This window comes from Ewingella sp. S1.OA.A_B6 (assembly GCF_049889095.1).
GTDB lineage: Bacteria > Pseudomonadota > Gammaproteobacteria > Enterobacterales > Enterobacteriaceae > Ewingella.
Genome location: NZ_JBLJFK010000001.1, coordinates 290,122 through 313,232, shown reverse-complemented (window position 1 = coordinate 313,232; position 23,111 = coordinate 290,122). Strand labels below are relative to the sequence as shown.

The window sequence follows — 23,111 nt, the reverse complement described above, 5'->3', positions numbered from 1 at the left end:
AAATGCGTCACCATTATGCCAAGTAAATATCTGTCGCTGACTTCAACCAATATCACACGTTTCTTCTGGTTGTTTATTTTGCTGCTGGCAATGGGCCTCAGCATGTATGGCTATAATTATACGAATGCGTATTTGAAAGATAAGCAACGAACGCTGCAAACTACAGCCGAACGTTTGCAAAAACGCATCGACAATTACCGCTACATGACCTATCAGATTTATGACAATTTCACCGGCGTAGCAATGCCCGCAGAGGCTATTTCAGCGCAGGAAGTCCGCCTTCGTCAGGACATGTATTACATCACCAAACCGCATAAGAAAAGCGATGCGCTGATTTTTGGCAACCATGACAGTTCAACGCTGGATCTCACCCTCAAGATCTCCAATTTCCTTGATGACCAATGGGGAGCAAAAACGCTGCCCTACTCAATGTATTATCTGAATGGTCAGGACAACAGCATGATCCTGATCACCACGCAACCACTGCAACAGCAAGACTCCCGGCTAAAAGAGAGCTACTTCACCAGCACTTTGCATGCGCGGCGGGCAGAGATGCTGCAGCAGGCCAATACATTGGATGAGCGCGAGAGCTACTCCAACTTACGTAAATCGCGCTTTTCCAATGACTATTTTTTCTCGCTGCGCACGACATTTAATAATCCCGGCCACCTGGCAACCGTGATTGCTTTTGATATGCCGATAAGCGACCTGATCCCGCGCTCAATGGCGCGAGATAATTTCCAGCTGAACAACAATAATGATGCCGTAAATGAAGGGGACCTTTCGCAGACCACCGACATCAGCAGCAGCATTGCGCTACAGGGATGGTCGGTGAATTTCGCCGCACCGCTGAGCAATTCCCCGCTAACGCTGAGCTACCGCGTCCCCCTATTAAGCCTGATTATGGATCTGTCGCGCAATAATTTCTGGCTGGCGCTGATCAACCTCTTGTTGCTGGGGCTGGCGATGGCCGGGATCTACTTCATCCGCCATCAGTACATCCGTCCAAGCGAAAATATGGCAGCGCAACTGCAAACTCAGCAGGCGCTTAATCAAGAGATTATCTCCAGCCTGCCGATTGGCCTGCTAGTCTATAACTTCAGCAATCATAGCGTGGTCATTAGTAACAAAATTGCCGACCAACTGCTGCCGCACCTCAGCCTGAATAAAATCGCTAACATGGCGGAACAACATCATGGCGTGATTCAGGCGACGGTGAATAACGAAGTGTATGAAATCCGCATGTTGCGGAGTCAAATCTCACCGGAAACCTATCTGTTCCTGCTGCACGATCAGGATAAAGAAGTGATGGTCAATAAGACGTTGCAGCAGGCGCGCCGCGAGTTCGATAAAAACCTGCAGGCTCGTAAGTTAATGCTGCACAATCTGGGCATTGAGCTCAATCAACCGCTGAATGAGCTCAATGGGCTGGTGCATGCTCTGACCGAGAATACGGATATCCAGGAGCGCCAAACGCTGCAAGGCCGTCTGCTTAATGAGTCACGTAATGCACTGACGCTGGTAGATAACATCACCCTACTCACCCGGCTGGAAACGCAGGACTGGCAACCGCTACAGCAGTCCTACGCATTATGTGCGCTGGTGGATGAGCTACTGCTTGAAGCGCTGCCGAAACTCAACCAAAAGGGTCTGGCGATACTGAACCATTTCCATCCTGAGCCGGAAGCAAACTTTGTCGGCGACGGTCAGGCACTGAAAAAAGTTCTGTCCCTGCTGATTGATTACGCGATTGTGACCACATCAGTGGGCAAGGTCACCCTGACTACAGAGCATGACGCAGAACAACCTGGCCAACTGATTTTCCACATTACTGACACCGGCAGTGGCATTTCAAAGGAGGAATTGAGCAATCTGAATTATCCTTTCCTGAGCCAAACCATGCTGGATCGATTTAACCATGGGTCTGGCCTGACCTTTTTCCTGTGCAATCAGTTGTGCAAGAAACTCGGGGGACAATTGGAGATCCGCAGTAAACTGGATATTGGCACGCGTTATACGGTGCGAATCAAACAGATCTTTGAAGAGAATGAACCTCAGGCAGCCCATGAAAAGCTGCTGGATGACGTAACACTGTTGCTGGATATCACGTCTGAAGAGGTGCGCGGTATTGTGACCCGCACAATGAACGCATATGGTGCGATATGTATTATCGCTGATGAGCGTCAGATCGCCCGCGAGTACGACGTTTTATTGACGGACAACCCGCAAAACAGCGGCCAGTATACGCTGTTGCTGACCAGCGATGAAACGGGTTTCCAGCAGCTTGAAAAGCATTACATTCGCGTCAACTACAACATCGGCAGTGCGCTGATTGACGCAACCTTACTGTTAATCGAACATCAATTTACTGAATCCGATGACAGTGTTAACACCGAAGGCTCCGGGGAGGACTCTCTCGACTTTTATGAAAAACAGCTCAAATCAAGTGATTACTATCAGCTGTTTGTCGAGACAGTACCGGAAGATCTTGAGAAACTGTATAATGAAAATCAACGTCGTGATTTTACATCACTTTCCCAGACCGCTCATCGCCTTAAGGGGGTGTTCGCTATGTTGAACCTGACCCCAGGCAAGCACTTGTGTGAAACGTTAGAACAACATATCGTCGCTGGCGACGTTTTGATGATCACTGATAACATTAATCACATTGATTCTTTTGTCTCCAGACTGCTGCAGCAAGGTAGCTAATCACATGAATAATATGAACGTAATTATTGCTGATGACCATCCTATTGTCCTGTTTGGGATCCGTAAATCACTCGAGCAAATTGAGTGGGTAAACGTAGTAGGTGAGTTTGAAGATTCGACCGCTCTGGTCAATAGTTTGAGCAAACTTGACGCCCACGTGTTGGTCACAGATTTGTCGATGCCGGGTGATAAATATGGCGATGGCATCACGCTTATTAAGTACATTAAACGCCACTATCCGCAACTGTCTATCATTGTGCTAACCATGAACAATAATCCGGCTATATTGAGTTCGGTGTTGGATTTAGACATAGAAGGCATTGTACTGAAACAGGGTGCGCCAACGGACTTGCCAAAAGCCCTGGCCGCTTTGCAAAAAGGCAAGAAATTCACGCCGGATAGCGTAGCGAAATTACTTGAGAAAATTAGTGCTAACGGTTACGGCGACAAACGCCTCTCTCCAAAAGAGAGTGAAGTTCTGCGCCTGTTCGCTGAAGGTTTCCTGGTGACTGAAATTGCCAGAAAACTCAACCGCAGTATCAAAACCATCAGTAGCCAGAAGAAGTCAGCCATGATGAAGTTGGGCGTAGAAAACGATATTGCACTGTTGAACTATCTCTCTTCCGTCAGCTCGCAACCGGTTGATCGGGGCTAAAAAACGCGTTTGGATTGGCAGGATTTTACGGGTTAAGTAGAAAGGCACCTAAGTAAAGGTGCCTTTTTTATTGACCACAGTTTAGTGATTATCCCGGCTACGCCGCACCACTTTGCTGTAATAGGCCAGCGTGTCGCGGAGCGTTTCCAGCGTGACCGGTTTTGACAGGCAATTATCCATTCCCGCCTCCAGGCAACGCTGACGCTGTTCGGCCAGCGCATTTGCCGTCACGCCAATCACCGGCAAAGTATAGCCCAGCTCGCGCAGCTTCTGGGTTAGACCGTAACCGTCGAGTTTTGGCATATTGACGTCACTGAGCACGATATCAACGGTGTGGACTTTAATCGCTTCGAGCGCATCCATCCCATCATTGGCTGTGACGACCTGGTAGCTCATCGAACTGAGCTGATCGGCCAGCAGACGACGGTTAATCGGGTGGTCGTCCACCACCAGCAGATGAATATCACTGTTGTCCTGAATTGCCGCTGATTCTTGCGCAGGCAATGATAATCCCCCCGCTTCTGCCGGATCGACCAGTTGATAGATACGGTTAAGCAACGCAGTAACTTCCAGCGGGGTTGAGGTGCTATAGATCCAATAGCCAGGCCGGGTTTCTACCGGCGGGCCAATATGGTCGATGGAAAATTCAATCTGTGCCGCCAGCTTATCTTCATGAATCAGCGAGGTGTCCGTTATCAGCACGTCACCCGACTGGCTGATATGCTCTTCGTCCCAGCGATGAACATTGGCGCCCTGATATCGTAACAACTGCATAAGATAGCTTTCCAGATGCGCATTGCGGATCTCAAGCCACAGCGTTTTACCCTGCCACAGATCAAGCGGCTGTTCAGACGGGAATATCGCGTCATACAGCGGAATTCGCACGGTGAACTGACTGCCCAGACCCGGCTCGGAATCGACCGAGATATCCCCGTCCATCAGGTTAATCAGCTTCTCACAGATTGCCAGCCCAAGTCCGGTTCCCTGGAAATGGCGCTGCACGCCGGTACCAACCTGGAAGAACGGATCAAACAGGCGGGTGATTTCTCGCTCAGGAATACCGCAGCCGGTATCGCGGATCTGGAATTCCATATAGTTCCCGCACGTCCGCGCATGCAGCACGATGCAGCCAGTGTCGGTAAATTTGATGGCATTATTAAGAATGTTAGACAGCACTTGTTGCAGGCGCACCGGATCGCCCTGGAATGACATCGGTACGTTATGCTCGATGAAGCAGTAGAGTCCAAGATGTTTTTTTACCACCAGCGGCAGATAATTACCCGCAACGTGGGTGATCATTTCACGACAGGAAAATGGCTGCGGTTCAATTTTGAGCTGTTCAGACTCTATTTTAGAGAAATCGAGAATATCGCTAATGATTTTCAGTAACAGTGCTGACGAGTTGTTCATCGCCGTCACCAGACGATCGACGCCCTGCGGCAGACCCTGAGTTTGCAGCAGATCCAGATTACCGATAATACCGTACAGCGGTGTACGCAGTTCATGGCTGACCGTGGCGAGAAACATCGATTTCGACTGACTGGCCTGCTCGGCGGCATTCGCCATCTCCTGCAAGGACTCTTCCATTTTGACCCGCGCACTGACATCAATGAGTACGCAAATCGCCACGTCCTCATTGCGATAACGCGAGTGAACAAAACTTAACTGGATATTGTTGTTATCTTTGGTGATCACATCGACAAGATTGACCTGCTGATCGCAAATAATGCGCGTGATGCGCTGGCGATCCTCTGCTGTCAGCATGTTGATATAGTTATGCGCCAGTTCGTTACTCAGAATATTCACGCCATCGCTGATGCGTAAAATTGAGATCCCAACCGGTGCCGAAGCCACGATTTTATGATTGAACTGCTCATGCTCTTCCAGGCGGAAAGCATTCTCTTCCGCGGGCAGGAACATTTTCCTCTCAAACACCCACGCCAGAATAAACAGCAGCAACGCTGAGAAAATATTAAGCAGCACCGCATTGAAGATAAGGATCTTAAAACGCTCAATCACGGTGTTAAACGGCAGGGAGTAGACCACGCTCAGGCCCGAAGACGACAACGGTTTTTTGTAGACCAGATCGTTATAGCCATTCATGTAACCAAAATAGTGAGGTTCTTCGGGGTAATGCCCCGGCAGGGAAGCGTGATGCCCACCTTCGGATAAACGTAGCAACGGTTGATTATCATCATCGAGCAGGGTCACGCCGGTATGCTGTGAACCCGCGGCCACCATATCTTCCAAACGCAATGTCTGCTGGATCCCCATCAAAGCTTCGAGTTTGTTGCCGACGTAAATCGGCGTCAGCATATAGAGATAACCCAGATCTTTATTCGGACCGGATGACACCCAGTACAGGCTGTTTTCCTTATCCTGATTTTTACCATTGCGGTATTTCAGAATCTTCTCATGCAGTGATTTGAGCCCTGTGCTGTTTTCGCGCTCAATTGGCACGCTGTTAAGGCCAAAATCCACCATGCACAGACTCTCGCCACCGATGAAAAAAACCCGATTAAGATCATAGGCATCGGTGAAATTATCTTTCCAATAGTGAATCATGTTACCGAGCGAATTCAGCGAATTGCGGTTGCTGCTATTGAGCTTGGAGCAGTCGGATTCGGAATAGAGTGGATGATAGGTTGGCGTGGTATTTTTGCTACTAATGACACCGTTGATGATGTCCAGGCCGGTCATGGAGTCATTGAGGCGTTTTTCAGCAATGTATTTGATATCCCGCATAATATCTTCGGAATTTCGGATATAACTCTGCGCCTGATCGTAGTTGAGGTTGTCCTCATCACGGATTTCAGACTCCTTGGTATGGAAAATATTGAGCACGTAGAACGTCGTTAGCAGTGCGCCAAGTGACCACAACATAAAGGCCAGAACCCGGAAGAGATAGCGGGAGATTCTGAGCGTTGTTCTAAACGAAGTAAGATATTTCAAGAGGCTACCATTAACATTGCGACGTCACCACGGCGGAAAACGGCCATCAGAATACACTATTGATTCAGAGACGATACCCAAAATCATTCGAGCCGTAGGAAGGCGGCAAGGGAGCGAATCCCGATGAGCTTACACCGGTAAGTGATTCGGGTGAGCGACAAATCTGCCAGGAGCAGATTTGAACGCTGCTTGCAGCGGCCCCTTTAGGGGCGAGTCCCAAGGATGGGGCGAGTAACGCAGCCAACGCACCTGCGGCTTGAAGGATGACGGGTATAAAAAGAAAGGGCATAACACGTTGCCATGCTATGCCCTGTTTCAACACTGCCGAAACTTATTCTTTCTCAGAATCCGTTTCATCAGAATCCGCTTCATCATCTTCAACAGATTCGTCGTCAGATTCTACTTCATCCGGCAGGTCGCTCGCCTGAGCGGCTTCCAGTTCACCCTCTTCGGTTGCGACGCCGTCGAGCTCTTCGTCTTCCACTGGCTCAGCCACGCGTTGCAGACCGACCACATTCTCACCTTCCGCAGTACGGATAAGCGTAACACCCTGGGTGTTACGGCCTACGGTACTGACTTCAGAAACACGAGTACGTACCAGCGTACCCGCATCGGTGATCATCATGATCTGATCGGCTTCATCCACCTGGATCGCGCCAACAACCGGACCGTTACGCTCGCTCACTTTGATCGAGATAACACCCTGTGTTGCACGGGACTTGGTTGGATACTCAGCCGATTCTGTGCGTTTGCCGTAACCGTTTTGCGTGACGGTCAGGATAGAACCTTCACCGCGAGGAACGATCAGTGATACCACGCTGTCGCCTGAACCCAGACGGATACCGCGAACACCGGTCGCCGTTCGGCCCATCTTACGCACCGCTTCTTCAGAGAAACGCACCACTTTACCGGCGGCGGAGAACAGCATGACTTCATCTTTACCGTCAGTCAGGTCAACACCAATCAGCTCATCACCCTCGTTGAGGTTGATGGCGATAATGCCAGCACTGCGCGGACGACTGAAATCGGTCAGTGCCGTTTTCTTCACTGTACCGCTAGCGGTTGCCATAAACACATGGCGACCTTCTTCGTACTCGCGTACTGGAAGAATGGCGGTAATACGTTCGTTTGGCTCAAGCGGCAACAGGTTGACGATTGGGCGGCCACGAGCTCCACGACTGGCTTCCGGCAGTTGGTAAACCTTCATCCAGTACAAACGACCACGGCTGGAGAACATCAGAATGGTATCGTGGGTGTTGGCCACCAGCAGGCGGTCGATGAAATCTTCTTCTTTGATGCGTGCTGCAGACTTACCTTTACCACCACGACGTTGCGCTTCGTAGTCGGTCAGGGGCTGGTATTTCACATAGCCCTGATGCGACAGCGTTACCACCACGTCTTCCTGATTGATCAGGTCTTCGATGTTGATGTCGGAGGTATTGGCAGTAATTTCAGTGCGACGTGGATCGGTGTATTGATCGCGGATCGCTTCCAGCTCTTCACGAATGACTTCCATCAGACGATCGGGGTTTTCCAGAATGAATATCAGCTCAGCGATTTGCGTCAGCAGCTCTTTATATTCATCCAGTAGCTTTTCGTGTTCAAGGCCGGTCAGTTTCTGCAAACGCAGATCCAGAATGGCTTGTGCCTGCTGTTCGGTCAGGAAGTATTTACCTTCGTGAATACCGAACTCAGGTTCCAGCCACTCAGGACGTGCAGCGTCATCACCGGCACTGGCCAGCATGGCCGCTACGTTGCCCAGATCCCATGAACGGGCAATCAGGCCAGCTTTCGCTTCAGCCGGAGATTGCGCAGCACGGATCAGTTCAATGATAGGGTCGATGTTAGCCAGAGCAATGGCCAGGGCTTCAAGGATATGGGCGCGGTCACGGGCTTTGCGCAGCTCAAAAATCGTACGGCGCGTCACCACTTCACGGCGGTGACGGACAAACGCGGACAGGATGTCTTTCAGGCCAAGAATTTTTGGCTGACCCTGATGCAGGGCCACCATATTGATACCAAACGTGGTCTGCAACTGAGTCAGGGAGTAGAGGTTGTTGAGAACCACTTCACCCACGGCGTCACGTTTGATTTCAATAACAATGCGCATACCGTCTTTATCAGACTCATCGCGCAGCGCACTGATGCCTTCAAGGCGTTTTTCCTTCACCAGCTCGGCGATCTTTTCGATCAGACGGGCTTTATTCACCTGATACGGGATTTCGTGAACAATGATGGTTTCGCGGCCAGTTTTGGCATCAGCTTCCACTTCCGCACGGGCGCGGAGCAGAATTTTGCCGCGACCGGTGCGGTAGGCTTCTTCAATGCCACGACGGCCATTGATGATGGCTGCCGTCGGGAAGTCTGGCCCCGGAATGTGTTCCATCAGCCCTTCAATGCTGATGTTTTCGTCTTCGATAAACGCCAGACAGCCGTTGATAACCTCAGTGAGGTTATGTGGCGGGATGTTGGTCGCCATACCGACGGCAATACCGGAAGAACCGTTAACCAACAGGTTAGGAATACGGGTTGGCATTACTGCAGGGATTTGCTCGGTGCCATCATAGTTCGGCACAAAGTCAACGGTATCTTTCTCTAAATCGGCCAACAGTTCGTGGGCGATTTTAGACATACGAATTTCGGTATAACGCATGGCAGCAGCGGAGTCGCCGTCTACCGAACCGAAGTTACCCTGCCCGTCCACCAACATGTAGCGAAGTGAAAAAGGCTGGGCCATACGTACGATGGTGTCATAAACCGCAGTATCACCGTGCGGGTGATATTTACCTATAACGTCACCAACCACACGGGCCGATTTCTTATAGGCTTTGTTCCAGTCGTTACCCAGAACATTCATTGCGTAAAGTACGCGGCGGTGCACCGGTTTTAAACCATCGCGCACATCTGGCAACGCACGTCCGACAATAACGGACATAGCGTAATCCAAATAAGAGTTTTTCAGCTCTTCTTCGATGCTTATCGGTGTGATTTCTCTGGCAAGGTCGCTCATGGAGCTGCTATCCCTCTACTGATTATTCATGGCCGCTGCCTACTTAGGCGTATGTAGCGCAAAGGTGTAAAACTATACCACAAAGCTGAGATCTGTGGAAAAGAACCTCCCTTTTTACCCGCTATTATCCAACGATAATCAAACCGTTGCCTCAGCCCCGAATAAAACGCCACCATTCGCTCAAACAGTGAGCAGAAATACAAAACTGAATCCCTTCACAAGGAATATGTATAATCTGGCTTAACGAGGATTAAGGAGTTCATCACACTCATGAATACTGCATCGAATGCCAACACACAGAATATTGACCACAATGAGATCGCCAAGTTTGAGGCTGTCGCCTCGCGCTGGTGGGACCTGGAAGGGGAATTCAAGCCGCTGCACCGCATCAATCCGCTGCGCCTGAACTATATTCTCGAACGTGCAGACGGCCTGTTTGAGAAGAACGTTCTCGACGTCGGCTGCGGCGGCGGCATTCTAAGCGAAAGCATGGCAATAGCGGGTGCCACCGTTACCGGGCTGGATATGGGCGGCGAGCCTTTACAGGTTGCTCGCCTGCATGCGCTGGAAAGTGGCGTGAAGGTGAATTACATCCAGGAATTCGTAGAAGCTCATGCCGACGCGCATCCACAGCAGTATGACGTGGTCACCTGTATGGAGATGCTCGAGCATGTACCGGATCCGGCTTCCGTGGTCGCTGCCTGCGCACGTTTGGTGAAACCCGGAGGTCACGTCTTTTTCTCGACCATCAACCGTAACAACAAAGCCTGGCTGATGGCTATTTTTGGTGCAGAATATGTGCTGAAAATGGTGCCCAAAGGCACCCATGACATCAAAAAATTCATCAAACCGTCTGAATTACTGGCAATGGTTGACCGTACTCCGCTGTGTGAGCGCCATATTATCGGTCTGCACTACAACCCGCTGACCGATCATTTCAAACTCGGGCCAAACGTCGACGTAAACTACATGGTCCATACGCAGTCGCCAGAGACAGAGGTACAATGACGAGAAGTACAATAACGTTATCGTCAACGAAGAAATTTCCTTCCGGGCGCAGAAAACCCTGCCCAGGGGCCAACTCAGCGCCCGGAAAGTCACTAAGATGTTATTTTTTAGCGCGTTGGCATAGCATAACTGCGCAACATGTTTTTTTGGAATAGTTACCTGCATCAATATAGCGTTTTTTTCTAACGTTTAAGAAATCGGCAGTCGATCAACATTTCAAAATATATAAGAAAATCGTATCGAAGTTATTGACACTCCAGCGTGCCAGCAACCACGTACGCTTCAGGCTTGCCCCCCAAATTTCTCCCCAACTTATCCACAAAATGAGCCGTTTTGTTCACTTGCAAAAGGGGCATTCAGTCACTATCTTGTCATCAGAAAATAACAAATCCACAATATATTGTGTTTATATCCTGACCAGCACACTACAGACGAGTGAAGTCCCTCTAATCTGAATTCGTGTCTGGTCAGACTGTTTATAGACATCTAAGGTACAGCTCCTCATGAATCAGAGTCTCCTTGTTACTAAACGCGATGGCAGTAAAGAACGCATCAACCTTGATAAAATTCACCGAGTCATAGACTGGGCAGCTGAAGGTCTGCAAAACGTCTCCGTTTCACAAGTTGAACTCCGATCCCATATCCAGTTTTATGAAGGTATTAAAACCAGCGATATTCATGAAACCATTATTAAAGCTGCCGCGGATTTGATCTCTAAAGATGCGCCGGATTATCAATATCTGGCCGCGCGTCTGGCGATTTTCCACCTGCGTAAAAAAGCCTACGGCCAGTTTGAACCACCGACCTTGATCGCACAGGTAACCCGCATGGTCGAGATGGGCAAATATGACAAGCATCTGCTGGAAGACTACACGGCCGAAGAGTTCGAGCAGATGGACAGTTATATCGATCACTGGCGCGACATGAATTTCTCTTATGCCGCGGTCAAACAGCTCGAAGGCAAATACCTGGCGCAGAACCGCGTCACCGGCGATATCTACGAGAGCGCACAGTTCCTGTACATTTTGGTCGCCGCCTGCCTGTTCTCCGGCTACCCGCGCGAAACGCGTCTGGACTACGTGAAGCGTTTCTACGATGCGATTTCCCTGTTCAAAATTTCCTTGCCTACGCCAATAATGTCTGGCGTGCGCACCCCGACGCGTCAGTTCAGCTCCTGCGTGCTGATCGAGTGCGGCGACAGCCTCGACTCAATCAACGCGACCTCCAGCGCTATTGTGAAGTACGTTTCCCAGCGTGCCGGCATAGGCATCAATGCTGGACGCATCCGTGCGCTGGGCAGCCCAATCCGCGGCGGTGAAGCTTTCCACACTGGCTGTATCCCGTTCTACAAACATTTCCAAACGGCGGTCAAATCCTGCTCTCAGGGCGGCGTGCGCGGCGGTGCAGCAACGCTGTTCTACCCGATGTGGCATCTGGAAGTAGAAAGCCTGCTGGTACTGAAGAACAACCGTGGGGTTGAAGGTAACCGCGTTCGTCATATGGACTACGGCGTGCAGATCAACAAACTGATGTATCAGCGGCTGGTGAAAGGCGGAGATATTACGTTGTTCAGCCCGTCTGACGTGCCTGGACTCTACGATGCATTCTTCGCCAATCAGGATGAATTCGAACGCCTGTACGTGCAATATGAGCAGGACAGCAACATCCGTAAGCAGAAAGTGAAAGCCGTTGAGCTGTTCTCACTGATGATGCAGGAACGTGCGTCTACGGGCCGTATCTATATTCAGCACGTTGACCACTGCAACACTCATAGCCCATTTGACCCAGCTATTGCACCGGTTCGCCAGTCCAACCTGTGTTTGGAAATCGCGCTGCCAACCAAACCACTGGATGATGTTAACGACGAAAACGGTGAAATTGCCCTGTGTACGCTGTCAGCATTTAACCTAGGTGCGATTGAAAGTCTTGACGATCTGGAAGAGCTGGCAACGCTCGCTGTGCGTGCCCTCGATGCCCTGCTCGACTATCAAGATTACCCGATCAAGGCCGCCAATCGCGGCGCAATGGGCCGCCGCACTTTGGGCATCGGCGTGATTAACTACGCTTATTATCTGGCGAAGAACGGTGTGCGCTACTCTGATGGCAGCGCCAACAACCTGACGCACAAGACCTTCGAAGCCATTCAGTACTACCTGCTGAAAGCCTCGAATAATCTGGCCAAAGAGCAAGGTGCCTGCCCGTGGTTCAACGAAACCACTTACGCGCAAGGCATCATGCCGATCGATACCTATAAAAAAGACCTCGATGCCATCTGTGATGAACCGCTGCACTATGACTGGGATGCACTGCGCATCGAGATCAAAACGCACGGTCTGCGTAACTCCACGCTGTCAGCGCTGATGCCGTCCGAGACTTCTTCGCAGATCTCCAACGCCACTAACGGCATCGAACCACCTCGCGGCCATATCAGCATCAAAGCGTCGAAAGACGGTATCCTGCGTCAGGTGGTACCTGAATATGAGCGTTTGAAAGATCAGTACGAACTGCTGTGGGATATGCCCAATAACGACGGTTACCTGCAACTGGTTGGCGTGATGCAGAAATTCATCGACCAGGCGATTTCGTCTAACACCAATTATGATCCGTCGCGCTTCCCGAACAGCAAAGTGCCGATGAAACAGCTACTGAAAGATCTGCTGACAGCCTACAAATTCGGCGTTAAAACCTTGTACTATCAGAACACCCGCGACGGTGCCGATGACGTACAAGAAGACATGAAGGCTGACGTAGCTGACGACTGCGAAAGCGGTGCCTGCAAAATCTAATCATCTGTTTTGATTTATCATTTTATATAAAGCCCCTTCACAGGGGCTTTTGTCCGAGGACAATATGGCTTATAGCACTTTCTCTCAGAACAAGAACAACCAGCTGCTGGAACCGATGTTTTTCGGCCAGTCTGTCAACGTGGCACGTTTCGATCAGCAAAAACACGAAATATTCGAAAAACTGATTGAAAAGCAGCTTTCCTTCTTCTGGCGTCCGGAAGAAATTGATGTGTCCCGTGACCGCATCGACTTTCAGGCGCTGCCGGATCATGAAAAGCATATTTTCCTCAGCAACCTGAAGTATCAGACATTACTGGACTCCATTCAGGGCCGCAGCCCGAACGTAGCACTGCTGCCGCTGATCTCCATCCCAGAGCTGGAAACCTGGGTTGAAACCTGGGCGTTTTCAGAGACTATTCACTCGCGCTCTTATACGCACATCATCCGCAATATCGTCAATGACCCATCAGTCGTGTTCGATGATATCGTCACCAACGAAGAGATCCTCAAACGCGCAAAAGACATCTCCGGCTACTACGACACCCTGATTGAGATGACCAGCTATTACCATCTGCTGGGTGTCGGTACGCATCAGGTTAATGGCAAAACCGTCGTCGTTGATCTGCATGAGCTAAAGAAAAAACTCTATATCTGCTTGATGAGCGTGAACGCCCTTGAGGCCGTGCGCTTCTACGTCAGCTTTGCCTGCTCCTTTGCGTTCGCAGAACGTGAATTGATGGAAGGCAACGCGAAGATCATCAAAATGATCGCCCGCGATGAAGCCTTACATCTGACCGGTACTCAGCACGCGCTGAACCTGTTACGTTCAGGCCAGGATGACCCTGAAATGGCCGAGATCGCCAAAGAGTGCGAACAGGAGTGTCATGACTTGTTCGTGCTGGCCGCGCAGCAGGAAAAGGAATGGGCAGAATATCTGTTCCGTGACGGCTCAATGATTGGTCTGAACAAAGATATCCTGTGTCAGTACGTGGAATACATCACTAACATCCGCATGCTGGCTGTTGGCTTAACCGCACCGTTTAAAACCCGCACTAACCCGATCCCGTGGATCAATGCCTGGTTGGTGTCGGACAACGTGCAGGTCGCCCCGCAGGAAGTAGAAGTCAGCTCTTATCTGGTCGGTCAGATTGATTCAGAGATGAATGCCGGCGACCTGAGCGATTTTGAGTTCTAAAATGTGCCAGCGTACAGTCACCCTTTCAGCAACTGGACAGCGACTTGCCTGCCTCGCCGGGCATCAAAATTTGCTGGAAGTGTTTGAACATCACGACGTAGACGTCGAGTATCAATGTCGGGAAGGTTATTGCGGGTCGTGCCGCATGCGGCTGGTCAGTGGAGAAGTCACTTACAGTGAGAAGCCGTTGGCGTTTATGTCGGAAGGCGACGTCCTTCCATGCTGTTGTTTGCCGGTTGGCGACATTGAAGTCGAGTTTTAGTGGGTTGCGGCCCACTTTCCGCTTAAGTCTTTAACTCTTTAAATTCAACATCAAGACCTTGAGCTGCCGCCCAAACCCGCCCAAGAGGAGGCGTAAACGCGCCTCCTCTTGGATCTCCTGCGTTTTTAAAAACAGCAGCTACGCAAGTTGGGATGGCCGTGTTTCAGACACTTCCGTTATAGCCGCAAACTCCGCCGCTGCGCGGTGCTCTCATTGCGGGTTACAACCCGCGCAAACACACTCGCGGTTTTCCACCTCTTATTCGACGTCGTTTTGAACGCGGCCTCAACATTTTGAAAAACAAATACAGGTTGGGTTTTGAATTTAAGAAAGCCTCGGCCGCGTTCAAAATGTCACCGGCAAGTCGGTGGCGAGACAACATCTTTACCGTTGGCTCAAGCCCGCAGCCGGGAATCGCGGAGCGATGACATTTTGCGGCTATCGCTATGGCCCCTGAAACACGGCCATTGTGACCGGCGCAGCTGCTGTTTTTAAAAGAGCCGGGGATTCTGAAGGGGCGCGGCGATAGGCGCCCTTTCAGGCCAGTTTGGGTGGCAACCCAAGGTCTTGAATTTGAATTTGAAATTAAAAAGCCGATCGCTATGCCTTAGCAACCGTCTCTAACCACGGATAGTCCGCCACCGGATCCCACCCGTTCAGATACCGCCGTAACATATCCATCCCCACCATCGCGATAGTCTCCTGCCGCAACGCCAACCCGTGCCGCGTCGCACTATACCGGATCGTTAACCCGCAAGTTCCTGATGGAGTATGTAGCGCCAGACTGAGCTGATCGCCTGATAATGCCCCGACGGCCAGCGCCAGTTGTGCGCCGCTGGTGTCGGCTAGTGTCTGCGCACGTGCTAATAAATGTTCGAGAGATTTTTCCAGCGAGGCATCGTCGCTGCGTGGCAAGAGTTCACCGTCAGCCAGCGGAACACCCGCGCTTTGCAGACGCCAGTTGAGCAGGCCGCCCGTAAAACTTTCACTGATCGCCAGATGAAAATTTTGCGCGAGCAGACGTTCTGCAAGACGGTCCGGCAAGCTACCGAAACCTTCAAAAATAGTGCTTTCACCGGCCACTTCACGTACGCGCTCAAAGGCTTTACGCATTGCAACTTCCTGAGAACGCGGCCCTGTCACTTTCAGTTCAATGATCGGCGACGAAGAACGGTAACCCATCGTCACGCCTTCCGGCAAAATCATGGCATCCAGATCCGTGGCCAGATCACTTTCGCCACGTCCAAACGTGGTCAGGCGCAGACACAGCGGTGCTTCGAGCGACGGGAATTTTTTGTGCAGACGCGGAACAATTTGCTGCTCCACCATGACTTTGAATTCAGAAGGCACGCCGGGCGTGAAGAAAATCTGGCAGCGGTTGAGGGTAATGCTGAATCCACAGGCCGTACCGACCGGGTTGTCCAGTACTTCGGCCCCTTCGGGAATTTGCGCCTGTTTACGGTTCGACTCGGCCATCGGACGACCTCGTCCGGCAAAGAACGCCTCCATCGTACGGATCCAGTCGGCATCTTCCACCAGCCTGACACCGCACGCGGTAGCCGCTGCCAGCGCGCTTAAATCATCGCTGGTAGGCCCCAGCCCGCCATTCACAATCAGCACATCGGCGATGTGACTGCGCTCTCTCATCACGCTGACCAGCTCTTCCAGGCTGTCGCCCACCGTTTCGCGGCTGGTCATCGGCAATCCTTCATCAAACAGATAACTTGCCAGCCAGGCGGCGTTGGAATCTACTATTTGACCGTGCAGAACTTCTTCACCGGTACTGAGCATCTCAACCCTAAGCATCGCTTTCTCCTCTTGTTTTGTCCCTTCACTGTAGAAAGGCTGCGGCCGAAAAACAATCGTATAGGCACAAAGTGATAGAACAGACGAAAAAAAAAGCCTGCTAAGCAGACTTTAAAAAATGGATCTCGCTATATCCCAAAATATTTCGCATTAGAGGAAGGCGGCAATCGAGGGAATCCTCAGGAGCTTACTCCAGTAAGTGACTGGGGTGAGCAAGAGCAGCCAACGCACCTATAATGTGAAAGATGCCGGGATATTAGAAGTTGATCGCGCCGCCAAGATACGCACCATCAGCGATCACGTTGTCACGATTTCCATCTTTACCATCCAGCGCCATGTAGCGGTAACCCACGCTCACGGTCACTAATGGAATGGCCGTCAAACGCACGCCCGCATTAGCTTCTTTGTAGTTGCCGATGCCGCTTGAGAGTGAATCTGGGGAATAGTAGTAGTCACCGTAGAGGGTGAACAATTTAGCGATTGGCAACTGCAAACCGCCGCCAAGAGCAGCAGCATAACCTTCGTCACCATCTTTAGGATTGGTGTACAGACCTTTGCCACCCACGGTCGCCATGAATGGACCTAATGGGATGTTATAGCCCAGGCCCAGGCCGGCAACATCACCGTCGTCATCGTTATGTGTCCAGTCGCCGGTCAGCGCCAGACCCGGCGAGGTAGTACCAAAACCTGCGCCCAGATGAGTGTAATGCTCACCAACTTCACCGTTGACACTGATGGCGCTGGCAGAGGCAGCAACCAACATCAGGCTGGCGGCAGCGCCAGCGACAAGTAATTTTTTCATTATCTTTCCTAAATAATTGCTATGCGGCGGTAAATCTTCCCTGCGGAGTCTAAAGCAATTTACCTCCATGCAACATCTTTTTGGCTCGTAAACTTATCCGTTAGGAGACGGTAAATTGTAAGCGTTATAGATTATTTTGATGGAAGCAATATCCTTGTACGACGTCAAAAGGCGGCTATGTGCGCAGACATGGCAGCCCTTCTTTTTACATCAACGGCTGATCAAATCGGCTGTTTTTCCAGCCATAGCTTTAATTGCTGGCGGGAGATCTTAATGCCGCCCTGCGCGACATCCTGCGGCAAGCGGTAGTAACGCACCGGTTGCTGGTAGCGCGCCAGTTTTCCCTGTAGCCACTCAGCCAGATGCTCGAAGGTTGCGTCGGGATGAGCGTCCACCAGTGCAACCGGCCGTTGACCAAATTCATCATCGTTCATCGGCAGCACGAAAACGCGTTCCACCTGCGGATGCGCCTGTAATACCCGCTCGATATCTTCCGGCTGAATCCCCTCACCGGCGCTGAAAAACAGATTATCCAGTCTGCCAGCGATATGCAGCTCATCGCCCTGCCACTTACCGCGGTCGCGGGTATGAAACCAACCGTCAGCATCGGTTAGTGGCCTTAACGCACCGTGCTTCCAGTAACCAGCCGCCAGGCTCGGCGTGCGGATCAGCACTTCGTCATCTTGCAGTCTTACCTCTCTACCAAGCAGCACATGGCCGACACCCCGCGAACCGTCAGCACGTTTAGCCGTCACGGTAGAGGCAGTTTCCGTCATGCCGTAGCCACACCAGCAGCGGATACCCACACGCTCAGCCTGTTCGGTCAGTTCGGGCGGAATATACGCGCCACCGAGCAGAACGTCCTGCAATTTTTCCGGCAACCGCGTTTGCTGTAGCAGACGCCAGAGCTGTGTCGGCACCAGCGAAGCATGGCTGCAATTTTCCAGCGCAGCCTCGACTGATTCTCCGTCAGCCAACACCAGCGAGGCACCGGCACTCAGCCAGCGCCAGATGATCCCTTGTCCTGAAACATGGAACAGTGGCAGAGAAAGCAGCCAACTGTCGCCCTGATAAAATGGAATGAACCCGAGTACACCGGCGGCACTAGCGAGATGCGCCTGTACGCTGTGTGCGGCAGCTTTCGGCAACCCACTGGAACCGGAGGTGAGCGTCAGCGTTGCCAGACGGGACGGCTGCCACGCGACAGCATTCGCTCTGGAACCGGCATAGCGAAGTTCAAGCGCAGGCAGATTAAGTTCAGCTGGCGTATCGTTGAGATCGAGAATACAACTGATATCCAGCGACGGCAGCAGTTCCGCGCACAGTGAAACGGGTAACTGCGGATTGAGCGGCAATAAGCGGGCGCCGGTTTGCAACAACGCCAGATAAACCAGTAAGGCATCACCGCTATTTTTACTACGCAGTACCACGCCAGTTCCTTCACTGACGCCCTGCTGAATAAACCCCGCCGCCAGCGAATCTATACGCTGTTGTAAATCGCGCCAGCACCATGCGATACCGCGTGATTTGAGCGCTATCGCGAACGGCGTTCGTTCCGCCCATACGCGCCAGGGCCAGTTATTCAGGCCTGCCATATCGGCTCCAGTTGATCTTCTGCTATCAGCGGCAGCGGTGAGTCAGGCCAGCGACGGACCAGCTGCGCCTGCATCAAATCCAACGTATCCAGACCCGGCACGGCGTCCGGCGTCAGCCATGCGGCCATGCGTGCCAGTTGATTCAGACCCAGGCTGGATTCAATACTGGAGCTGATCACCGCCACCAGTCCCGCGCGGTGTGACTGGGCAATCAGCTCACGGCAACGGGTCAGGCTGCCGGTTAAGGTCGGCTTGATAATGATGGCTGCCAGTCCCGGTTCGGCATGCACCTCAAAGCCTTTTTCGCGCACGCTTTCATCCCATGCAATAGCAATCCCCGTGTCGCGGGCAAACTCAAGCGACTGTTCGCGCGTAGTGCAAGGTTCTTCAATAAAGGCGATACGTGAACGCAGGTCCGGTGCCACATAACGGGCAAAGGCCGCCGCTTTAGCCGGTGCCCAGCTGCGGTTAGCATCCAGACGCAGGTGTAAATCAGGCAGCGCTTCCAGCAGCATGGTGACGTTCAGGCCATCCCCCACCGCTTCATATAGCCCGACTTTAACTTTCGCCACTTTCTCACCATGACCGTCGCGGGGCAATGCGCCAAGACGGGCATACAGCTCGTCGGGATCGCCATGACACAACGGCGCGCTGCGAATATTTGCCTCAGCGGGCAACAACCTGCGCAGTTCGGCATCGGCCATACTTAGACCAAAAGCCACCGACGGCAGTGCGCTGAATGCTGAAGCGACCGCACTGAGCGACGCTCCCTGTAACCACTGCGCCAGCGCATGCTGGGTAGCCTGCTGCGCTTGTTCCAGACTTTCCTGACTAAAACCCGGCAGCGGCGCTATTTCACCCCAGCCGGTTTGATCATCCAGCCACAGCTGCACCAGCAGCCCCTCGCGGGATTTCAGCCTCTGATTTCGCAACACCACGCCCGCCTCCATTGGCAGGCTGTACCGGTACACCGTGGCGCGGCGCATTACGGGTTACGCTTGAATTTGCTGAAGTCCGGCTGGCGTTTTTCGTTAAACGCGTTGCGGCCTTCCTGACCTTCTTCGGTCATATAGAACAGCATGGTGGCGTTACCGGCCAGTTCCTGTAAACCTGCCTGTCCGTCGCAGTCGGCATTGAGCGCCGCTTTCAGACAACGCAGCGCCATCGGGCTGTTTTCCAGCATTTCACGGCACCAGCGCACAGTTTCTTTTTCCAGATCAGCCAGCGGAACCACGCTGTTCACCAGCCCCATATCCAGTGCAGCAGCCGCATCATACTGACGGCAGAGGAACCAGATTTCGCGGGCCTTTTTCTGGCCAACGATGCGGGCCATATAAGAGGCCCCCCAGCCGCCGTCGAACGACCCCACTTTCGGGCCAGTCTGACCAAAAATGGCATTATCGGCAGCGATAGTCAGGTCACACATCATGTGCAGAACGTGGCCACCACCAATGGAATAACCGGCCACCATCGCCACTACCGGTTTTGGGCAAGTGCGAATCTGACGCTGGAAGTCGAGCACGTTGAGATGATGCACTCCGCTGGCATCCTGATAGCCGCCGTAGTCGCCGCGTACTTTCTGGTCGCCGCCCGCGCAGAAGGCTTTATCGCCTTCGCCGGTCAGGACAATTACGCCGATGTTATCGTCATGGCGTGCATCGTCCATCGCGCGGATCATCTCTTTCACGGTCAGCGGGCGGAAGGCGTTGCGTACCTGTGGGCGATTAATGGTGATCTTGGCGATACCATCCACGGATTTGTGATAACGGATATCTTCAAATTCGCCGGTAAAATCCAGCCATTCGACCGGTGCATAGAGCTGTTTTTCATCAGGATAGATCATGTTCTACTTCCTTTAAGACAGGTGAAGTAATCAGTGCCAGCACCTGACGGGCAAAATCCGCCGAATTGGCACGATGGGCGTTATGCCCGGCATTGGCGATGAATTGCAGCGGGAAGTTTGCCTGCTGCGCAAGAGTGATAAATTTGGAATCAAGGCTGCCACACAGCCAGACGACCGGTAGCGGCAAGCGTGAAATATGCTCGCGCAGGTCCGGCTGTACCGCTAGCGACGTAGCGCTGAGCATGGCGGCAAGCCGGGCTGGATTATTATTGAGCCGCAGTGCCACCAGTTGCTGGCGCTGTTCGTCGGTAAGATCGCTAAAGACCGGCTGGCGATACCAAAGTTGCAGCACCTGTTGCCAGGTTTGATGCAAGAACCGCGTCGCCCACAGATGGTCATGATGGCGGCGTTGCTGGCGGTCGCGCAGGCTTTTCAACCCCGGATGTGCGCCTTCTACCATCACACCGCACAGACCACGAGTATCACCGTGGGTGGCGTGATACAGGCTGATACGCCCGCCGAGGGAGTAGCCGATTAACCAGTGTTCGTGGATCTCCATTTGCTGCAACGTCGAGCTGAGTAACTGGCTGACATCGGCAAACCCGGCAGCCGTCACGTTGGCTGAAGCACCATGGCCGGGCAGGTCAACCAGCAGACAGGGCCAGCCAGCCAGCCAGGGCACCAGCGATTGCCAGTCTTCGCGACTGCCGAGCAGACCGTGCAGAAACACCAGCCAGGGTTTCCCGGTGATATGGCCATTCACCCGCTGACAGGATAGGATCATAAATCCCCCGCCTGCGTCACCAGTTCACGCAATATTTCAGCACCGTCGGTGGGGCTGACTTTCAGTTCAATCAGTTTCACGCCGCCATGCTGCCAGCAGTGATTCACCGCTTCGTTCAGCGCCGAAAGCGTCGTTGGACAGGCATAATTTAGCCCGAACATCGCCGCCGCATGACTGAATTCAACATTCTGCGGCATGCAGTAAAAGCGCTCACGTTCGGCCTCCGGTGTCGGTAACAGCGAGAAAATCTGCCCGCCGTTATTGTTAACCACGATGATAACCGTCGGGGCTGAACTTTGACGCATTAGCGCCAGCGCATTGAGGTCGTACAGTGCAGAGAGGTCGCCGATCAGCACCAACGTCGGTTTCCCCGTTGCGCGCTGCACTCCGGCGGCGGCAGAAATCAAACCATCTATACCGCTGGCGCCACGATTAGCAAACACCGGATACCCGGCAGGCAGTTGCGCCAGAGCGTCCACCAGCCGGACCACCAGGCTGTTGCCGAGGAACAACTGACCATGCTCCGGCAGCAGCGCCGGTAAATATCGGGCCACAGCGGCTTCACCGAAATGATCGACCAGGCGAGTCTGCACCTGGTCATCAACCTGACGTGAGAGCATTTCCAACGTTGAAGCCCAGTGGGCCTGCGGCTGCGCCGGGTGCAGTGTCAGCCAGTCGCCGACCGGCATCTGTAAACGCCGACCACGGTGCTGCGCGGGATCAAGACGTCCCGGTAGCGAATCTACCAACCAGTACTCTTCCGGCTGGCAGCTGGCCTGCCATTGCAACAAGCGTTTGCTGGTCAGGCTGGAGCCCAGTTGAACCACTAGTTGCGCCTGCTCCAGAACGCTGTGCGCCTGCGGATTCGACAGCCATAAATCTGCACAGGGCAGCGGATTGCCGGTTTGCGATTGCACATCGCTCAGCAGCGGCCAGCCGAGGCTTTGCGCCCACTGCGATAATTGCAGCCCTTCCTGCGCATTCATTCGCCCGGCGATAATCACTCCGCGTTTTTGCCGCCAGTATGACCAGTCATGCTGGGCAAGGTGCACTTGCGGCGCACAAGAGCGCAGCCATGGCTGAGTGCCCTGCCACCAGTCGCCCAGGCTTTGGGACCATTCGAGATAGTCATCTCCCTGCTCACCATACAGCGGCTCAGCAAAAGGACAGTTGATATGTAGCGCGCCATGACCCAGCGCTGAAACCCCGTTATCAATCGCGGAGACCAGCCAGCGGGCGCTAATGTCCGGCGTCGGACGCGGCAGGTTGAGGATTTGTTGTGCATGGCTGCTGAACATTTCTGGCTGGCGGATGGCCTGATTAGCTCCGCAGTCAATCAGTTCTGGCGGTCGGTCGGCGGTCAGCATAATCAGACGTTCGCCGGTCAGCCCGGCTTCAATAATAGCCGGATAGAGATTTGCCGCCGCTGTGCCTGACGTCACAATAACGGCCACCGGCTGACCGCTGGCCTTCGCCAGTCCCAGTGCCAAATGGCCCAGACCACGTTCGTCAAAGTGTGTATGGCAAATCAGGTGCGGGTTAGCCGCCGCCGCCAACGTGAGAGAAGTCGAACGTGAGCCGGGCGCAATACAGACGTGCTGTACCCGATGACGGCTCAACGCTTCCAGAATGAGCGTCGCCCAGCGGCGGTTAAAGATGGCGGTAGAAAGCGTCGATGACATGAGTGACTCCGGCAAAGCGGGC

15 protein-coding genes are annotated in these 23,111 nt (G+C 52.7%); 6 read left to right on the top strand and 9 right to left on the bottom strand.

The annotated features are described in order from the left end of the window. Positions 1-15 precede the first annotated feature (15 nt). Positions 16-2,709, top strand: a complete 2,694-nt coding sequence (gene rcsD, locus ACMV8I_RS01475; protein WP_498863458.1) for a phosphotransferase RcsD — start codon at positions 16-18, stop codon at positions 2,707-2,709. Positions 2,710-2,713: 4 nt separating this feature from the next. Beyond that, positions 2,714-3,364, top strand: a complete 651-nt coding sequence (gene rcsB, locus ACMV8I_RS01470; RefSeq protein WP_498863457.1) for a response regulator transcription factor RcsB — start codon at positions 2,714-2,716, stop codon at positions 3,362-3,364. Between the two features lie 81 nt (positions 3,365-3,445). Here the strand turns inward: rcsB and rcsC are convergent, their stop codons facing one another. Both rcsC and gyrA read right to left on the bottom strand, forming a co-directional pair. Further along, entirely contained in the window at positions 3,446-6,316 is a 2,871-nt protein-coding gene (gene rcsC, locus ACMV8I_RS01465) for a two-component system sensor histidine kinase RcsC (RefSeq protein ID WP_498863456.1), read from the bottom strand. A 331-nt stretch (positions 6,317-6,647) separates the two neighbouring features. Then, the gene (gyrA, locus tag ACMV8I_RS01460) at positions 6,648-9,326 is read right to left on the bottom strand and encodes a DNA topoisomerase (ATP-hydrolyzing) subunit A (RefSeq protein ID WP_498863455.1); all 2,679 of its coding nucleotides are present in this window, start codon (positions 9,324-9,326) and stop codon (positions 6,648-6,650) included. A gap of 270 nt (positions 9,327-9,596) precedes the next feature. On the opposite strand from gyrA, the gene ubiG reads away from it, so the two are divergent. The 4 genes from ubiG to yfaE all read left to right on the top strand — a co-directional run bounded on the left by ubiG (position 9,597) and on the right by yfaE (position 14,577). Then, positions 9,597-10,334: a bifunctional 2-polyprenyl-6-hydroxyphenol methylase/3-demethylubiquinol 3-O-methyltransferase UbiG gene (gene ubiG, locus ACMV8I_RS01455; RefSeq protein ID WP_498863454.1), complete on the top strand. Its 738-nt coding sequence runs from the start codon at positions 9,597-9,599 to the stop codon at positions 10,332-10,334. Between the two features lie 503 nt (positions 10,335-10,837). Beyond that, positions 10,838-13,120: a class 1a ribonucleoside-diphosphate reductase subunit alpha gene (gene nrdA, locus ACMV8I_RS01450; RefSeq protein WP_498863453.1), complete on the top strand. Its 2,283-nt coding sequence runs from the start codon at positions 10,838-10,840 to the stop codon at positions 13,118-13,120. A 64-nt stretch (positions 13,121-13,184) separates the two neighbouring features. Beyond that, on the top strand, positions 13,185-14,315 hold the full coding sequence (gene nrdB / locus ACMV8I_RS01445) for a class Ia ribonucleoside-diphosphate reductase subunit beta (RefSeq protein ID WP_498863452.1): 1,131 nt from the start codon (positions 13,185-13,187) through the stop codon (positions 14,313-14,315). Between the two features lies 1 nt (position 14,316). Further along, positions 14,317-14,577 (top strand): class I ribonucleotide reductase maintenance protein YfaE, encoded by a 261-nt coding sequence (gene yfaE / locus ACMV8I_RS01440; RefSeq protein ID WP_497233709.1) that lies wholly within the window; start codon positions 14,317-14,319, stop codon positions 14,575-14,577. A gap of 600 nt (positions 14,578-15,177) precedes the next feature. Here the strand turns inward: yfaE and ACMV8I_RS01435 are convergent. From ACMV8I_RS01435 to menD, 7 genes are all read right to left on the bottom strand, one after another. Then, complete coding sequence (locus ACMV8I_RS01435) at positions 15,178-16,383, bottom strand: nicotinamide mononucleotide deamidase-related protein YfaY (protein ID WP_498863451.1); 1,206 nt, start codon at positions 16,381-16,383, stop codon at positions 15,178-15,180. 256 nt (positions 16,384-16,639) lie between these two features. After that, positions 16,640-17,185: a YfaZ family outer membrane protein gene (locus tag ACMV8I_RS01430; protein ID WP_498863450.1), complete on the bottom strand. Its 546-nt coding sequence runs from the start codon at positions 17,183-17,185 to the stop codon at positions 16,640-16,642. Between the two features lie 221 nt (positions 17,186-17,406). After that, on the bottom strand, positions 17,407-18,780 hold the full coding sequence (gene menE / locus ACMV8I_RS01425; protein WP_498863449.1) for an o-succinylbenzoate--CoA ligase: 1,374 nt from the start codon (positions 18,778-18,780) through the stop codon (positions 17,407-17,409). Continuing rightward, positions 18,768-19,766, bottom strand: a complete 999-nt coding sequence (menC, locus tag ACMV8I_RS01420; protein ID WP_498863448.1) for an o-succinylbenzoate synthase — start codon at positions 19,764-19,766, stop codon at positions 18,768-18,770. The genes menE and menC overlap by 13 nt, the downstream gene beginning before the upstream one ends. Then, on the bottom strand, positions 19,766-20,623 hold the full coding sequence (menB, locus tag ACMV8I_RS01415; protein ID WP_498863447.1) for a 1,4-dihydroxy-2-naphthoyl-CoA synthase: 858 nt from the start codon (positions 20,621-20,623) through the stop codon (positions 19,766-19,768). Before menB ends, menC begins: the two co-directional genes overlap by 1 nt. Further along, positions 20,610-21,407 (bottom strand): 2-succinyl-6-hydroxy-2,4-cyclohexadiene-1-carboxylate synthase, encoded by a 798-nt coding sequence (menH, locus tag ACMV8I_RS01410; RefSeq protein WP_498863446.1) that lies wholly within the window; start codon positions 21,405-21,407, stop codon positions 20,610-20,612. The genes menB and menH overlap by 14 nt, the downstream gene beginning before the upstream one ends. Continuing rightward, complete coding sequence (gene menD / locus ACMV8I_RS01405; RefSeq protein ID WP_498863445.1) at positions 21,404-23,089, bottom strand: 2-succinyl-5-enolpyruvyl-6-hydroxy-3-cyclohexene-1-carboxylic-acid synthase; 1,686 nt, start codon at positions 23,087-23,089, stop codon at positions 21,404-21,406. The genes menH and menD overlap by 4 nt, the downstream gene beginning before the upstream one ends. Positions 23,090-23,111: the final 22 nt, after the last annotated feature.

Bases quoted from the DNA above. Each gene is read 5' to 3' on its own strand.
- nrdB (WP_498863452.1), top strand. From the start codon at position 13,185: ATGGCTTATAGCACTTTCTCTCAGAACAAGAACAACCAGCTGCTGGAA.
- menE (WP_498863449.1), bottom strand. From the start codon at position 18,780: ATGGCAGGCCTGAATAACTGGCCCTGGCGCGTATGGGCGGAACGAACG.
- ACMV8I_RS01430 (WP_498863450.1), bottom strand. From the start codon at position 17,185: ATGAAAAAATTACTTGTCGCTGGCGCTGCCGCCAGCCTGATGTTGGTT.
- ACMV8I_RS01435 (WP_498863451.1), bottom strand. From the start codon at position 16,383: ATGCTTAGGGTTGAGATGCTCAGTACCGGTGAAGAAGTTCTGCACGGT.
- nrdA (WP_498863453.1), top strand. From the start codon at position 10,838: ATGAATCAGAGTCTCCTTGTTACTAAACGCGATGGCAGTAAAGAACGC.
- menB (WP_498863447.1), bottom strand. From the start codon at position 20,623: ATGATCTATCCTGATGAAAAACAGCTCTATGCACCGGTCGAATGGCTG.
- rcsB (WP_498863457.1), top strand. From the start codon at position 2,714: ATGAATAATATGAACGTAATTATTGCTGATGACCATCCTATTGTCCTG.
- menH (WP_498863446.1), bottom strand. From the start codon at position 21,407: ATGATCCTATCCTGTCAGCGGGTGAATGGCCATATCACCGGGAAACCC.
- ubiG (WP_498863454.1), top strand. From the start codon at position 9,597: ATGAATACTGCATCGAATGCCAACACACAGAATATTGACCACAATGAG.
- rcsD (WP_498863458.1), top strand. From the start codon at position 16: ATGCCAAGTAAATATCTGTCGCTGACTTCAACCAATATCACACGTTTC.
- menD (WP_498863445.1), bottom strand. From the start codon at position 23,089: ATGTCATCGACGCTTTCTACCGCCATCTTTAACCGCCGCTGGGCGACG.
- gyrA (WP_498863455.1), bottom strand. From the start codon at position 9,326: ATGAGCGACCTTGCCAGAGAAATCACACCGATAAGCATCGAAGAAGAG.
- yfaE (WP_497233709.1), top strand. From the start codon at position 14,317: ATGTGCCAGCGTACAGTCACCCTTTCAGCAACTGGACAGCGACTTGCC.
- menC (WP_498863448.1), bottom strand. From the start codon at position 19,766: ATGCGCCGCGCCACGGTGTACCGGTACAGCCTGCCAATGGAGGCGGGC.